At 68.4% G+C, this 14935-nt stretch carries 15 protein-coding genes; 3 read left to right on the forward strand and 12 right to left on the reverse strand.

What is annotated here, in order from left to right; genetic code table 11:
* Positions 1-13: 13 nt before the first annotated feature.
* Entirely contained in the window at positions 14-871 is an 858-nt protein-coding gene (locus QLQ83_RS06685) for an alpha/beta fold hydrolase (RefSeq protein WP_282734740.1), read from the reverse strand.
* Positions 868-1683: an alpha/beta fold hydrolase gene (locus tag QLQ83_RS06690; RefSeq protein ID WP_282734741.1), complete on the reverse strand. Its 816-nt coding sequence runs from the start codon at positions 1681-1683 to the stop codon at positions 868-870. Before QLQ83_RS06690 ends, QLQ83_RS06685 begins: the two co-directional genes overlap by 4 nt.
* A 232-nt stretch (positions 1684-1915) precedes the next feature.
* On the opposite strand from QLQ83_RS06690, the gene QLQ83_RS06695 reads away from it, so the two are divergent.
* Positions 1916-2863 (forward strand): AEC family transporter, encoded by a 948-nt coding sequence (locus QLQ83_RS06695; RefSeq protein ID WP_282734742.1) that lies wholly within the window; start codon positions 1916-1918, stop codon positions 2861-2863.
* Here QLQ83_RS06695 and sixA read toward each other — a convergent pair.
* The 8 genes from sixA to QLQ83_RS06735 form a co-directional block, all read right to left on the reverse strand.
* Positions 2860-3342, reverse strand: coding sequence for a phosphohistidine phosphatase SixA (sixA, locus tag QLQ83_RS06700; RefSeq protein ID WP_282734743.1), 483 nt, complete (start codon positions 3340-3342; stop codon positions 2860-2862). The genes QLQ83_RS06695 and sixA overlap by 4 nt on opposite strands.
* Positions 3335-4402, reverse strand: a complete 1068-nt coding sequence (locus QLQ83_RS06705; RefSeq protein WP_282734744.1) for an NAD(P)H-dependent glycerol-3-phosphate dehydrogenase — start codon at positions 4400-4402, stop codon at positions 3335-3337. The genes sixA and QLQ83_RS06705 overlap by 8 nt, the downstream gene beginning before the upstream one ends.
* 113 nt (positions 4403-4515) lie before the next feature.
* Positions 4516-5958, reverse strand: coding sequence for an NAD(P)(+) transhydrogenase (Re/Si-specific) subunit beta (locus QLQ83_RS06710; RefSeq protein ID WP_282734745.1), 1443 nt, complete (start codon positions 5956-5958; stop codon positions 4516-4518).
* Between the two features lie 16 nt (positions 5959-5974).
* Positions 5975-7546 carry a Re/Si-specific NAD(P)(+) transhydrogenase subunit alpha gene (locus QLQ83_RS06715; RefSeq protein WP_282734746.1) on the reverse strand — a complete coding sequence of 524 codons (1572 nt, stop codon included), beginning with the start codon at positions 7544-7546 and terminating at the stop codon, positions 5975-5977.
* Positions 7547-7790: 244 nt separating this feature from the next.
* Positions 7791-9695: a molecular chaperone HtpG gene (gene htpG / locus QLQ83_RS06720; RefSeq protein WP_282734747.1), complete on the reverse strand. Its 1905-nt coding sequence runs from the start codon at positions 9693-9695 to the stop codon at positions 7791-7793.
* A gap of 87 nt (positions 9696-9782) precedes the next feature.
* Positions 9783-10253, reverse strand: a complete 471-nt coding sequence (locus QLQ83_RS06725; protein WP_282734748.1) for a PaaI family thioesterase — start codon at positions 10251-10253, stop codon at positions 9783-9785.
* Complete coding sequence (locus QLQ83_RS06730) at positions 10246-10743, reverse strand: PaaI family thioesterase (protein WP_282734749.1); 498 nt, start codon at positions 10741-10743, stop codon at positions 10246-10248. The genes QLQ83_RS06725 and QLQ83_RS06730 overlap by 8 nt, the downstream gene beginning before the upstream one ends.
* Before the next feature lie 49 nt (positions 10744-10792).
* Positions 10793-11161, reverse strand: coding sequence for a YkvA family protein (locus tag QLQ83_RS06735; protein ID WP_282734750.1), 369 nt, complete (start codon positions 11159-11161; stop codon positions 10793-10795).
* Positions 11162-11320: 159 nt separating this feature from the next.
* Between QLQ83_RS06735 and QLQ83_RS06740 the strand changes: the two genes are divergently transcribed.
* A complete protein-coding gene (locus tag QLQ83_RS06740) occupies positions 11321-13261 on the forward strand; it encodes a transglycosylase SLT domain-containing protein (RefSeq protein ID WP_282734751.1) in 1941 nt (646 codons plus the stop codon).
* A 69-nt stretch (positions 13262-13330) separates the two neighbouring features.
* Here the strand turns inward: QLQ83_RS06740 and QLQ83_RS06745 are convergent, their stop codons facing one another.
* Positions 13331-13975 carry a LysE family translocator gene (locus QLQ83_RS06745; RefSeq protein WP_282734752.1) on the reverse strand — a complete coding sequence of 215 codons (645 nt, stop codon included), beginning with the start codon at positions 13973-13975 and terminating at the stop codon, positions 13331-13333.
* A gap of 4 nt (positions 13976-13979) precedes the next feature.
* Positions 13980-14405, reverse strand: coding sequence for an NINE protein (locus QLQ83_RS06750; protein WP_282734753.1), 426 nt, complete (start codon positions 14403-14405; stop codon positions 13980-13982).
* Positions 14406-14707: 302 nt separating this feature from the next.
* Here QLQ83_RS06750 and QLQ83_RS06755 point away from each other — a divergent pair, with 302 nt between their 5' ends.
* On the forward strand, positions 14708-14914 hold the full coding sequence (locus QLQ83_RS06755) for a cold-shock protein (RefSeq protein WP_023005630.1): 207 nt from the start codon (positions 14708-14710) through the stop codon (positions 14912-14914).
* The last annotated feature ends 21 nt before the right edge of the window (positions 14915-14935 follow it).

Raw genomic sequence — 14935 nt, forward strand, 5'->3', positions numbered from 1 at the left:
TCGGCTCCCAGGATCAGCTCTCGTGCCACTCGACGATGGCCTCCGCCACCCCTGCTGCGGCCGACGGCTCCAGGTGCAGGTGATGCCCTCCCGGCAGCACGCGGCGCGTCAGCCTCGCCACCGCCGCCCGGGCCTGGCGTGCCCGCGCCCGCTCTCCCAGGATGCCGGTTTCCCCCTCCACCAGCAGCACCGGGCAACGGATCGCTGCCAGCATGGCCCCCACCTGCTCGGGAGAGAGCCGCACCAGGGACGGGCGCAGCAGGCGGGCATCGGTGCGCAACTGCACGTGACCACCGGGCAACGATTCGAGGTTGCGTGACACCAGCGGGCGCGCCGTCTCGGCATCGATGGGCGTCGCCCCGCCGGCCACCCGTGCCGCCACGGCGGTCTCATTATCAGGATAGCGCGGCCCCGTCGAGAGGGGGCGCCGATCGGCGAGCAGGCCCTTGCGCAGCTGGCCAGGTGCCTCGCCGGCCTCGGTGGTCAGCGCCCCCAGGCCGTCGAGCAGCACCAGCGTCTCGACGCGCTCCGGCAGGGCGGCGGCCGTCAGGCAGGCCACCCCGGCCCCCATGGAGTGGGCCAGCAAGGGCACCCGCGCGAGGCCCAGGTGGTCACAGGCATCGAGGAGGTCGTGGCAGTAGTCCCACAGTGCATAGTCGCCACGACGGTGGTAGGACAGGCCATGGCCGGCAAAGTCGATGGCCACCACCCGGATGCCGAGGTCTGCGACCAACCGGGGGGCGAGGCGTGAAAAGCTGGCGGCATTGTCCAGCCAGCCGTGCAGCGCCAGCCAGGTGGGGGCCTGATCATCGCCCCAGGCCAGCGCCGCCAGGCGGCCGCCTGCCAGTCTCAGGGAGCGGGGCTCGCTCATGCCGGCGACTCCAGCAGGTCGTCGAGTAGGGCCAGCAGGGCCGAGCGGGTCTGGTCGGGGAACTCCATGGGGAACATGTGTCCGCCCGGGACCTGGGCCACGCTCACGCCCCGCCGTGCCAGACGGCGACGTCGACGCGGAGTGAGCAGGTCGGACTCGGCACCGGCCAGCCCCCCCAGGGGCACCCTGACCCGGCCGGGGAGATCACCCAGGTGGTCCGGCAGGTGGCGGAAGACCTGCACCTCGATGTCGGGGTCGTAGAGCAGCACCACGCGACCGTCGTCCAGCTCCCGTGTACCGCCGTCCACGTAGTCGTGCAGGGCGGCCTCGGTGAAGCGCCGGAAGAGTCCCCGCCGGCGCAGGTAGTGGAACATCGCCTGGCGGTCGGGCCAGCTGTCGCGACGGCCCAGGCTCCTGCCCGCGGGGGTCACCCGGTCGGCCAGGCCCAGGCGCTTGGCCGCCTTCATCACCCAGGCCTCCAGGCCCAGCATCAGCGGCGGGTCGAGCATCACCACGCAGCGGAACCTCTCGGGCATGCGCTCGGCGGCCATGGCCATCAGCACGCCGCCCATGGAGTGGCCCACGCCGACCACCGGGCCCGGGAGGCGGGCCAGGTGCTCGAGCAGCTCGTCGCGCAGGGCCAGCCAGTTATGCCCGACGGGGAAGTCGGGATGATGGCCCAGCCGATCCAGCGGGTGCACGTCGAACCGCTCGGCCAGCGGCGCCAGGAAGCTGCGGTAGCTCTGCCCCGGGAAGCCGTTGGCGTGGGCAAAGACGAGGGGGATGCGCGAGGCGTGGTCGGATCTGCTCATGGACTCTTCCTGCTGGCGGGCGCCCGGCCGGCACCCTTCTGGCGATAGCAGGCTAACGGGATTACCATGATCCGCCAAGTCGCCCGGCGGCGACAGGCCAATCGACAGGAGCCCCTCGTGGAAGACCCCCGCAAGCCCATCCGTGATACCCGCACCCGCAATCGCGTGTTCCTGGTGACCGTGGTGGCCGCCATCGTCGTCGGCTTCTGGCTGACGCGCTAGGCCAGGCCCCATGGAGCTCTCCACCCTCTTCCTGCAGACCCTGGAGATCACCCTGCCGGTGTTCGCCATGGTCTTCATCGGCATTGGCCTGAAGCGCGCCGGCTGGATCGACCGCGCCTTCGTCTCCACCGCCTCGATGCTGGTCTTCAAGGCCACCCTGCCGACGCTGATCTTCCTCAGCATCATCCGTGCCGACCTGACGGCCACCCTGAACCCGGCGCTGCTCGGCTTCTTCGCCCTGGCAACCCTGGGCAGCTTCCTGTTCAGCTGGGGCTGGGCGCTTGTGCGCGTGCCCCGAGAGGAGCGCGGCGTCTATGTCCAGGGCGCCTTTCGCGGCAACTGCGGCATCGTCGGCCTGGCGCTCGCCGCCGGCATGTACGGCGACTACGGGCTGTCCGCCGGTGGCCTGCTGCTGGGGGTGGTGATCATCACCTACAACGCCTTCTCGGTGATCGCCCTGGCCAGCTACCAGGAGGGACGGCACACCGACTGGCGCAGCATCCTCGGGCATATCGCCACCAACCCGTTGATCCTCGCGGTGGTCGCCGCCGTTCCCGTGGCCGCCGTGGGGTTGCCCCTGCCCGGCTGGCTGATGACCTCCGGCGACTACTTCGCTTCCCTGACCCTGCCGCTGGCCCTGATCTGCATCGGCGCCACCCTCTCGCTTGGGGAGATCCGCGACTCGGGCCGGCTGGCGGTCAGCGCCAGCCTGATGAAGATGGTCACCGTCCCGGCACTGGCCACCGGCGCCGCCTGGGGGGCCGGCTTCGAGGGACGCGAGCTCGGGGTGATGTTCCTGTTCTTCGCCAGCCCCACCGCCGCCGCGGCCTTCGTGATGGCCAAGGCGATGGGCGGCAATGCCGCACTCACCGCCAACATCATCGCCCTGACCACGCTGATGGCCAGCCTGACCATCACCCTGGGTGCCTTCGGGCTCAGGGCCGTCGGCCTGATCTAGTCCAGGTCGGCGGGTGCCGTGAAACGCGCCAGCCTGGCGCAACCCGCCGCCCACACCTCGGCTTCCAGCTCGGCCACGGCGGCCGTGGGGAAGCCGGGGCCGCGATCGACCCGCCCTTCCACCAGCAGGCCGGTGAGGGCCGCGACCAGCGGCATATGGCTGACCAGCATCATGGGCCGCCCCTCCGGCTGCTCCAGTAGCCATTCGACCACCGCCTCGGGGGGATCGTCGGGGGTGATGATCGGCAGGGTCTCGACCACGAGCCCCAGAGGCTCGGCGATCCGCTCCGCCGTCTGTCGGGCCCGCACATAGGGACTGACCAGCAGGCGAAGCCGCGTGAGGTCCGGCTCCTCGCGGGCCGCGAGCCAGCACGCCATGCGGGCCGTCTCCCGGTCGCCCTGCCCAGTGAGCTCGCGTGCCGCATCCGGCCGGCCGTGGCCGGCCTCGCCGTGGCGCATGATCAGCAGCCGCTCAGCCAAGGCGTCCGCCCCTGTCGCGACGATCCTGCTGCACGTCCTTGCGGGGCAGCACGAACTCCACATCGCTGCTCTGCTCGCCGAGCATCAGCAGCCGCGCCATGTCGCGGGCCGGCACCCCCTTGAACAGCACCTGATAGAGGCCCTCGGCCAGCGGCATGTAGACGCCGTCCTCGTGGGCCTTGTCGCGCACCAGGCGCACGGTGTTGACCCCTTCGGCGACCTGGCCCAGGGCCTGTACCGCCTCGTCCAGGGTCTTGCCCTCGCCCAGGGCCTGGCCCACCCGATAGTTGCGCGACAGCGCCGAGGAGCAGGTGACGATCAGGTCGCCGACCCCGGCCAGTCCCAGGAAGGTCATGGGGTTGGCTCCCTGGTCGACCGCGAAGCGGCTCATCTCGGCAAGCGCCCGGGTCATCAGCATGCTGCGGGTGTTCTCGCCCATGCCCAGCGCCGCTGCCATGCCGGCGGCGATCGCGTAGATGTTCTTGAGCGCTCCGCCAAGCTCCACGCCGAAGCGGTCGTTGCTGGCATAGACCCGGAAGTAGTCGCAGCCCAGCGCGGTCTGCACGCGGGTACGCGTCTGCGGGTCGTCGCTGGCGATCACCGTGGCGGTGAGCTGCTTGTCGGCGATCTCCGAGGCCAGGTTCGGCCCGGAGATCACGCCGATATGCGCAAAGCCGGTCTCCTCTTCGAGGATCTGGCTCATCAGCTTGAAGCCCTCCTCCTGGATGCCCTTGGTGGTGCTGACCAGGATCTGGTCTTCGTGCAGGAAGGGCCGTGCCTGGCGTACCACCTCGCGGAAGGCCTTGGAGGGAATGGCCACCAGCACCAGTTCGGCGCCCTCGAGCACCTCGGCCATCTCGGTGGAGGCCACCACCGCGGCATTGATGGCGTAGTCGGGCAGGTAGCGGCCGTTGCGGTGCTCGCGAGTGATCTGCGCCGCCAGCTCGGGGTCGCGCAGCCATTGGCGCACCTCGGCACCGTTATCGGCGGCGATGCTGGCCAGGGCGGTGCCGAAGCTGCCGCCGCCGAGCACCGCCACGCGCATGGGTTGGTCTGACATGGTCGCCCCGGGAAGTTGGATGGATGAAGGGCAGTGTAACGAAAAACGCCCCGCGAAGGGGCGTGTCGGGAGGTCGAGGCCCGGGCCGGCGATTCGGCCCGGGCGCGCAAGGGTCAGTCGATCAGGTGCAGCAGCGAGTCGATGCTCGACCTGGCATCGCCGTAGAACATCCGCGTGTTCTCCTTGAAGAACAGCGGGTTCTCGATGCCGGAGTAGCCGGTACCCTGGCCGCGCTTGCAGACGAAGACCTGCTTGGATTCCCAGACCTTGAGCACCGGCATGCCGGCGATCGGGCTGTTGGGATCCTCCTGGGCGGCCGGATTGACGATGTCGTTCGAGCCGATGACGATCACCACGTCGGTGGTGGGGAAGTCGTCGTTGATCTCGTCCATCTCCAGCACGATGTCGTAGGGCACCTTGGCCTCGGCGAGCAGCACGTTCATGTGCCCCGGCAGGCGACCGGCCACCGGGTGGATGCCGAAGCGCACGTTCTTGCCGGCGCTGCGCAGCTTGCGGGTCAGCTCGCTGACCGCATTCTGGGCCTGGGCCACCGCCATGCCGTAGCCCGGCACGATGATCACGCTGTCGGCATCGTTGAGGGCGCTGGCCACGCCGCCGGCGTCGATGGCCACCTGCTCGCCTTCGATCTCCGCCGCCGGCCCCTGAGTGCCGCCGAAGCCGCCGAGGATGACGTTGATGAAGTTGCGGTTCATCGCCTTGCACATGATGTACGACAGGATGGCACCGGAGGAGCCCACCAGGGCGCCGGTGACGATCAGCAGGTCGTTGGAGAGCGTGAAGCCGATGGCGGCCGCGGCCCAGCCGGAGTAGCTGTTGAGCATCGACACCACCACCGGCATGTCGGCGCCGCCGATGCCCATGATCAGGTGGTAGCCGATGAAGAAGGCCAGCGCCGCCAGCACCAGCAGGGTCCAGAAGCCGGCACCGTTGAGATAGAGGATGGCCAGCAGCAGCGACAGGGCCGCCGCACCGGCGTTGAGCATGTGCCCGCCGGGCAACTGCTTCGGCTTGCCGTCGACCTTGCCGGCCAGCTTGCCGAAGGCGATCACCGAGCCGGTGAAGGTCACCGCGCCGATGAAGATGCCCAGCACCACCTCGACCTGCAGGAACAGCAGCTCGTCCGGGGCCTTGGTGGCCACCAGGGCGGCGAAGGCCGAGAACTCCTCCATCGAGGCATCCACGGCCCGCGCCGCCATTACCCGGCGCCGCTCCAGGTCCGCGCTCCAGGCCACGAAGACCGCGGCCAGGCCGACGAAGCTGTGCAGTGCCGCGACCAGCTGCGGCATCTCGGTCATGTCGACCTTGCCGGCCACGTAGACGCCGACACCCGCCCCGATGATCATCATCGGGATCATCCACCAGTAGCCGCCGATCCCCGGCCCGAAGGCGGTGAAGAACACCGCCACGGCCATGCCGACGATGCCGTACCAGACGGCACGCTTGGCCTTCTCCTGGTTACTCAGCCCACCCAGCGAGAGGATGAACAATACACTTGCCGCGATCGCCGCGGCAGATACGAATCCTTGACCCAACATGTCGTGTCTCCGCCGCTCAGGATTTCTGGAACATGGCCAGCATCCGGCGTGTCACCAGGAAGCCACCCACGATATTGATGGACGCGATCAGCACCGAGATCGCCGCGAGCACGCCGACGACGACGCTGCCGGAGCCGATCTGCAGGATCGCCCCGAGGATGATGATGCCGGAGATCGCGTTGGTCACCGCCATCAGCGGCGTATGCAGCGAATGGCTGACGCCCCAGATCACCTGGAAGCCGACGAAGCAGGCCAGCACGAAGACGATGAAATGCTGCATGAAGGAGGCCGGGGCCACCTGGCCGAGCAGCAGCATCAGCGCGCCGCCCACGGCGAGCAGGGTCACCTGGCGCTTGGTCTGCGCCTTGAAGGCGGCAAGCTCGGTGGCCTTCTTCTCCTCCGGCGTCGGCTCCTTCTCCTTGGGCTTGGGCTTGGCCGCGGCGATGGCCTTGACCTTGGGCGGCGGCGGCGGGAAGGTGACCTCGCCCTGGTGGGTCACAGTGGCGCCGCGGATCACGTCGTCTTCCATGTCATGCACGACCTTCCCGTCCTTCTCGGGCGTGAGGTCGGTGAGCATGTGACGGATGTTGGTGGAATAGAGCAGCGAGGACTGGGTGGCCATGCGCGAGGGGAAGTCGGTGTAGCCGACGACCGTCACGCCATTGTCGGTCACCACCTTCTCGTCCGGCCGGGTCAGGTCGCAGTTGCCGCCCTTCTCGGCCGCCAGGTCGACGATCACCGAGCCGGGCTTCATGGCCTCGACCATGTCCTCCAGCCACAGCTTGGGCGCCGGCTTGCCGGGGATCAGCGCCGTGGTGATGACGATGTCGACGTCCGGGGCCTGCTCGCGGAAGCACTCGAGCTGCTTCTCGCGGAACTCGGGGCTGGAGGGCGCGGCATAGCCGCCGCTCTCCGAGCCGTCCTGGCTCTCGTCGAAGTCGAGGAACAGGAACTCGGCGCCCATGGACTCGATCTGCTCGGCCACCTCGGGACGCACGTCGAAGGCGCGTACCACTGCCCCCAGGCTGGTGGCGGTGCCGATGGCGGAGAGGCCCGCCACGCCGGCGCCGATCACCAGCACCTTGGCCGGCGGCACCTTGCCCGCCGCGGTCACCTGGCCGGTGAAGAAGCGCCCGAAGTTGTTGCCCGCCTCGATCACCGCCCGGTAGCCGGCGATGTTGGCCATCGACGAGAGCGCATCCATCTTCTGCGCCCGCGAGATGCGCGGCACCATGTCCATGGCGACGACGGTGGCCCCCTGGGCCTTGCACAGCTCGAGCAGGGCCTCGTTCTGGGCCGGCCAGAAGAAGGCAATCAGCGTCTGGCCTTCACGCAACCGACGGGCCTCCTCCTCGGAGGGTTCGCGGACCTTGATGACCACCTCGGCCTCGGTCCAGAGCGCCTCTGTCCCGTCGACGACGGTGACCCCGGCCTCGCGGTAGGCGTCATCGTTGAAGCCGGCCGCCACCCCGGCCCCGGCCTCGATCAGGCACTCATGTCCCAGTTTCTGGATCTGCTTCGCGCTCTCGGGGGTCAGCGCAACACGCGCTTCCCCCCGGGCAGTCTCCTTCGGTGCGCCTATTTTCACGTTCCATCTCCTTGCTTCAGGCCGCCCTGGGCGGCCCCACAATGACTGAACCGGTGCCGATGCCCGGTGCCGAGAACCAGAACGCTATAGAGCACCACAACGCAGCCATCGGATCAAGGTGGCTTAGGGCGCCACTCGCCAAAACTCGGGCCCCGCTGCGCCCTCGGCAACGAAAAACCCCGCCGGCAGGGAGGGCCGACGGGGTAGTGGTCACTTACCGCAAGAAAGCGGTAGCGCCGGGGTATCAGGCGCTCAACAGGGCATTGAGACGCTTGACGTAGGTGGCCGGATCATCGAGATGACCGCCCTCGGCGATGATCGCCTGGTCGAGCAGGATGCGCGCCAGGTTCTCGAAGCCCTCGCCCTCGGTGCTCTCGAGGCGCGCCACCAGGGCGTGCTCGGGGTTGAGTTCGAGGATCGGCTTGACCTCGGGCAGCGACTGGCCGGCCGCCTCCATGATGCGTCGCATCTGGAAGCCCATCTCGTGCTCGGGCAGCACCACGCAGGCCGGCGAGTCGGTGAGGCGGTGGGTCACCTTGACCTCCTGGACCTCGTCCCCCAGTGCCGCCTTGACGCGCTTGACCAGGTCTTCCTTGGCCTTGGCGGTCTCCTCCTGGGCCTTCTTCTCCTCCTCGTCCTCGACGTCGCCGAGATCGAGCTCGCCCTTGGCCACGTCGACGAAGCGCTTGCCCTCGAACTCGTCGAGATGGCTCATCAGCCACTCGTCGATGCGGTCGTGCAGCAGCAGTACCTCGATGCCCTTCTTGCGGAAGATCTCAAGGTGCGGGCTCGACTTGGCTGCATTGAAGCCGTCGGCGACGATGTAGTAGATCTTCTCCTGCCCTTCCTTCATGCGCGAGACATAGTCGGCCAGCGACTGGTCCTGGGTAGCGCTGTCGGTGTGGGTGGTGGAGAAGCGCAGCAGGCCGGCGATCTTATCGCGGTTGGCGAAGTCCTCCGCCGGGCCCTCCTTGAGCACGCTGCCGAAGGTGTTCCAGAAGGTCTGGTAGGCCTCCTTGTCCTTGGCCAGCTTCTTGAGCATGTCCAGGGCGCGCTTGGTCAGGGCGGACTTGATCTTCTCGACCTTGGGATCCTGCTGCAGCAGCTCGCGGGAGACGTTGAGCGATAGGTCGCGGGTATCCAGCACGCCCTTGATGAAGCGCAGGTAGAGCGGCAGGAACTGCTCGGCGTCGTCCATGATGAAGACGCGCTGAACGTAGAGCTTCACGCCCCGGGCCCCGTCGCGCTCGTAGAGGTCGAAGGGCGCGCGGCCCGGCACGTAGAGCAGGCTTACGTACTCCAGCTTGCCCTCGACCTTGTTGTGGCTCCAGGTCAGCGGATCGCTGAAGTCGTGCGCTACGTGCTTGTAGAAGGCCTTGTACTCGTCGTCGGAGATCTCGCTCTTGGGCCGTACCCAGAGGGCGGTGGCCTCGTTGACGGTCTCCCAGGTGGTGGTCTCGCTGCCCTCGATGTCGTTGCCGTCCTCGTCCTTGGCGGTCTCGACCCTGGGCATGCGCACCGGCACCTCGATATGGTCGGAGTACTTGCGCACCAGGCTCTTCAGGCGGAAGTCGTCGGCGAACTCGCGGGCATCCTCCTTGAGGTGCAGCACGATCTCGGTGCCGTGGACCTCGCGCTCGATGTCGGCGACGGTGAACTCACCCTCGCCCTTCGAGTGCCATTCGACGCCTGCAGCCTTGTCGCTGCCCGCCTTGCGGGTGCGCACGGTGATGTCATCGGCGACGATGAAGCCGGAATAGAAGCCCACGCCGAACTGGCCGATCAGCCGGGCATCCTTCTGCTGCTCGCCGGAGAGCTGCTTGAGGAACTCGGCGGTGCCGGAGCGCGCGATGGTACCGAGGTTCTCGATGACCTCGTCACGATTCATGCCGATGCCGTTGTCGCGCACGGTCACGGTGCCCGCCTCGGCGTCGTGGTCGATCTCGATGCGCAGCTCGCTGTCGCCCTCGTAGAGCGCATCGTTGTCCAGCGCCGCGTAGCGCAGCTTGTCGCAGGCATCGGCACCATTGGAAATCAGCTCGCGCAGGAAGATCTCCCGGTTGGAGTACAGGGAGTGGATCATCAGGTGCAGCAGCTGCTTGACCTCGGTCTGGAAGCCGAGGGTTTCCTCATGCGTGGCTGTGGTCATGTGTCTGGGACCCCTCTTTCGACATGCCATGGTGGCAGGAACCACCGGTTCGGAACTGTCGTCGATATGGGGCCCGGTAGCGGTTTTTCAAGCGCCTGGCTTGGCGGGATCACCGAGCACGAAGTGCAGCCTCGCGGTGGCCACCGGCACCGCCTCGCTCTCCTGCCAGGCACAGACATGCACGTTGCCCATGCGCCGTCCCTCGCGCAGCAGGCTGCAGCGGGCCAGGGTCGGGGCCACCCGTGCCGTACGCAGATAGTCGATGGAGATGTCGACGATGCGCGGCAGGCGTGGCGCGCGGGTGGCGAGCATCAGGTCGAGGGTCGCCGCGGTCTCCATGAAGGCGGCCACCACGCCGCCATGCAGCGCCGGCAGCAGGACGTTGCCGACATTGCCCTCGCGAGGATCGAGGCGGAACAGCAGGCCCTCGCCCTGCGGGTCCGAAACCGCCGAGACCCCGATGCGCCGGGCATAGGGAATCATGGCCAGCCAGGCCTCGACATCGCCCTCGGCGCGGGTCCTCGCCAGCCACTCGACATTGTCGAAGCCCTCACGCATGGTCGTTCTCCTCCGCAAAGAGCGCCTCGGCGAAGCCCTGGGGCGTATTGCGCGGCCCCAGCCGGACGAAATTGCCGATACCCCGCGCCAGCGGCCGGCCTGTCTCCTGCCACAGGGTGCCTTCGGTGAAGACCACCGACTCGGTGACCCGGACCACGCGCGCCTCGGCGAAAATCGCCCGCCCGGCCACTGCCGGCCGGAAATGGTCGACCCGCAGGTCCAGGGTCGGACAGACCTCCGGCGCCGGCAGGGCCGGCAACACCGCCGACCCGCAGACCGTGTCCAGCAGCATGGCCAGCACCCCGCCGTGCACCAGTTCCCGGGCGCTGTCGCCGAGCAGGTCGTCGCACCAGGGCAGGCGCATGGTGGTCCCCTCTGGTGTCACCTCGAGCACCTCGAGGCCCAGTTCGCGGGTGTGCGGGATCACCGTGACGAAGCGCGTCAGGGCGCGACGCCAGTCGGCGTCGCTCGGGGTCTGGCCGTGGGTCATCCGGGCCTCGCAGGCGGCAGCAGGGAAACGAAGATTTCAAACGATCGTATCAAGGCGGCGGTTCCACGTCGCCTCGACCTTCGCCGGAGGACGGATCACTCCCCTCCCGGCGCTCCCGCCAGGCACGATAGCCCGCCAGGCGCCGGTCGACCCGTGTCAGCAGCCAGCCGACGATCACCACATCGTCCACCAGCCCCAGCAGCACGAGCATGTCGGGTATCAGGTCAAGCGGCGAGACCAGGTACGCCAGGGCCGCCAGCATCCACAGGAAGGCGCCCCAGGGCACCGGGCGATAGCGTCGCAGCAGCACATCGCGGGTCATGGGAAGGAACAGCCGCAGGGCGCGGCCCATCTGGCCCAGCACGTGGGCGCGGCGCCGCAGCCGCGCCACCAGGAAACCGCCACCGAATCTGGCCATCTCGAACTCCTTGCCGACCTGCGGGAATACCGCTACACGATAAGGTATCCCCACCATGACGGACAGTCGCTGCCTGTCGGGCAGCGGCGACACTACTCAAGTGCCCTGCCATCGGCCACCATGGCAGCTTGACGACCGCGAACCGCAAGAGGTCACGATATGTCCCTGTCATTCGGCCGCTGCAAGGCCTTGATCGCCGCTACCCTGTGCTGCCTGCCCCTGGCCGGCCAGGCCGATGACCGCGCCATGCGCGAGGCCCTGGAGGCCGCCCGCAACGCCCAGTGGGAAAAGATCGACCGGGACGCCATCGAGGATCATGTCCTCTCCGGCTATGTCGACTACCACCGCCTGCGCCAGCGCCTCCCGGAGGTGGATCCCGACCGGGTGCTGGCCTTCATCGAGCGCCACGAGGACTCCCCGCTCAGCGACTGGATGCGCGGCCAGGCGATCGCCAAGTACGGCCACGCCGGGCGCCCGGCCAGCCTGCTGGCGGTCGCCGACGGCGTGCCCGAGGGCACCGCCCGCCAGTGCTACTACTACACCGCCCTGCTCGATCGCGAGCCGGAAGACGCCGCCCGGGGCGGACGCGACCTCTGGCTCGTCGGCCGCTCCCAGCCGGATGCCTGCGACACCCTCTTCGACACCCTGCGGGCCCGGGGCGAGATCGGCCAGGCCCATGTCTGGGAACGCATGATGCTCGCCTGGCAGGCCGGCGAGACCGGCCTGATGAACTACCTGGGTCGGCAGCTGGATGCCGACTGGCAGTCCGCCAGGGCCAGCCTCGACCGGCTGCGCAAGGACTATGCGGCCGTGACGGAGGTACCGGCCTGCACGGGGCCCGGCTGCCGGGGCAGCGGACCGCTGTTTGCCGCGGCCATGCACGGCTTCACCCGCGCCGACACCGAGGCGGCCCTGGAGGCCTGGCGCAAGGTATCCCCTCACCTCTCGCTGGAGGCCCGCCACCGCGACGCCATCGAGCGTGACCTGGCCTTCTACGCGATGGTGCGCGACGTCGACCAGCACGGCGCCTGGCGCGACGAGGTCGTGGCACGGCTCGGCGATGCCGAGCTGCTGGAGCTTCGCGTGCGTTCGGCCCTGGCCGAACGTGACTGGCCGGGGGTCGTCGACTGGGTGCATCGCATGCCCGACGAGACCCGCCGGGAAGCCCGCTGGCAGTACTGGCTGGGCCGCGCCCTGGAACAGCAGGGCGACCCCGCCACCGCGGAGAGCGCCTATGCCGCGGCCGCCGGCGAACGCAACTTCTTCGGCTTCGCCGCTGCCGACCGGCTGGGTCGCCCCTACGCCCTGAACCTGGAGCGCAACGCCCTCGACGCGGCCACCCGCCGGGAAGTCGCCGAGTGGCCGGCGGTGAAGCGCACCGAGGCGCTGCGCCGGATCGACGAACCTGGCCTGGCCAACAGCGAATGGTACCGGGCCGTGGCCCGCGGCACCCCGGAGGAGGCACGGGCCCTGGCCGACTACGCCGCCGAGAAGGGCTGGCTCGCCGAGCTGGTGCAGACCACCATCGTCGGCCAGATGTGGGACGCCCTGGCCTGGCGCTTCCCCGAGGCCTATCGCGATGACTTCCTGCACTGGGGCGGCGAGGCCGGAGTCGACCCCTATCTGCTGATGGGCATCGCCCGGCGGGAGAGCGGCTACAACCCCGAGGCCCTCTCCCCCGCCGGCGCACGGGGCCTGATGCAGCTAATGCCGGCCACCGCGGCCCAGCTCGGCCAGCGCCTGGGGATCGGCGACCCCGGCCCCTATGGCGTCCTCGAGCCCGAGGTGAACATCCGCCTGGGCAGCACCTACCTCGGCGAGCTGATCGACCGCTACAGCGGCAACCGGCTGGCCGCCGCAGCCGCCTACAATGCCGGCCCCGGCCGGGTCGATCGCTGGCTGCGCGATGCGCCAGAAGCGTTCGACCTCTTCGTCGAGAGCATTCCCTTCCGTGAGACACGCAGCTATGTGCAGGCCGTGCTCGCCTACCGGGTGATCTTCGAGAGCCTCTCCAGGGGCGGCGAGAGCGAGGGCGTCACGATGCTGAGCCCGACGGAGAAGACGGTGCGCTACGATCGCTCGCTGCTGGCCAGGAACTGAGCCGACGGCGTACAGGCCGCCCGCAGGAGGCCCCGGCAGCACCGGGGCCTCCTGCCTTGCGACACCCTCTCAGCCCGGCTGGCGCGTCAGCGCCAGCTTGATGCCGAAGCCGACCAGCACCGCGCCGGTGACACCATTGAGCCAGCGGGAGAAGGCCGGGCTCGCCAGCCAGCGACCGGCGCTGCCCACCATCACCACGATGCCCACCTGCCACAGGTTGGCGACCACAAAGTGCACCCCGGCCAGCCACAGCGACTTGGCCAGCGCCGGGTCGCCGGGCGCGATGAACTGGGGCAGGAAGGCCATGTAGAAGACCACCGTCTTGGGGTTGAGCACGTTGGAGAGCAGCCCCTCGCGCACCGGGCGCCACAGCGGCACGGCCTGCCGGTCGGCCTGCACGCCACCCACGGGCAGCCCCTGTCCTCGCCGGGCCGAACGCAGGCTGTTCACGCCCAGCCACACCAGGTAGGCGGCACCGGCCAGCTTGAGCAGGCCGAAGGCCCAGGCCGACTGCAGCAGGATCAGCGAGATCCCCAGGGCCGAGACCGTCGCGTGCACGAAGAGCCCGCAGCAGATCGCCAGGCTTGTGAGCACACCGTCGCGCACGCCGCCCCGGGCGGTATTGCGGATCACCAGCAGGGTGTCGACCCCCGGGCTCATGCTGAGCAGGGTGATGGCCACCAGGAAGGGCCAGAACTGTGCATCGAGGTACATGGGGTTAACCGCTGAAGATGCCGCGACGGGCATGGCGCACGGAGATCTGGTCGTTGAGGGTCCAGAAGTCGTAGAGCACCCCGAGGCCGAAGAGCCCGAAGGTCAGCAGGTAGAGGAGCCCGGTCAACCACTTGCCGAGGTAGAAGCGGTGCATGCCGAACACCCCGAGGAAGGTGAGCAACAGCCAGGCCAGGGAGTAGTTGGTGGGTCCGGCCTGGAAGCGCAGGTCCGCCTGGCGGTCCATGGCGGGGATCAGGAAGAGGTCGATCAGCCAGCCGATCCCCAGCAGCCCCAGGGTGAAGAACCAGATCGTGCCGGTGACCGGCTTGCCATAGTAGAAGCGGTGGGCACCGAGGAAACCGAACAGCCACAGCAGGTAGCCGATCAGCTTGCTGTGCGTGTCCCGGGAGGAAATTCGGGTATGGGTCATGGGGCTCTCTTCCATGGGTGAAACGGGCGAGATGGAGGCTGGACGCTCACAGGCTTTGCATCTACAGTGACCTTGCGGGCGCAGCGCCAGTCTCCCTGTGCCACCTTGTTGACGCAACCCTGGCGCTGTTGCACTATCCGCTGCGTTGGTCAGCAAGCAGAAAAGTCGTCAGTTGTACTTCGATTCCTTCGATGCACCCGGTGCGCACTTCCTTCTTGTCTTGCCCACGCATTACGGGTCTGCGGCGAGGATGTTCCCTGCCCGGCCCAGCACCATTATTTAGTTAGTTAAGGAAATCGACGATGGCAACTGGCACTGTCAAGTGGTTCAACGACACCAAGGGCTACGGCTTCATCTCCCCGGACGACGGCGGTGATGACCTGTTCGCTCACTTCTCCGAGATTCAGGCTGAAGGCTTCAAGTCCCTGCAGGACGGCCAGAAGGTCACCTTCGAAGTGACCCAGGGCAAGAAAGGCCTTCAGGCCTCCAACATCCGGCCCGCCGACTGATCCTCGGTTGATCCGGAAGCG

Origin of the sequence: Halomonas rhizosphaerae, assembly GCF_030010555.1 — a bacterium.
GTDB lineage: Bacteria > Pseudomonadota > Gammaproteobacteria > Pseudomonadales > Halomonadaceae > Halomonas > Halomonas rhizosphaerae.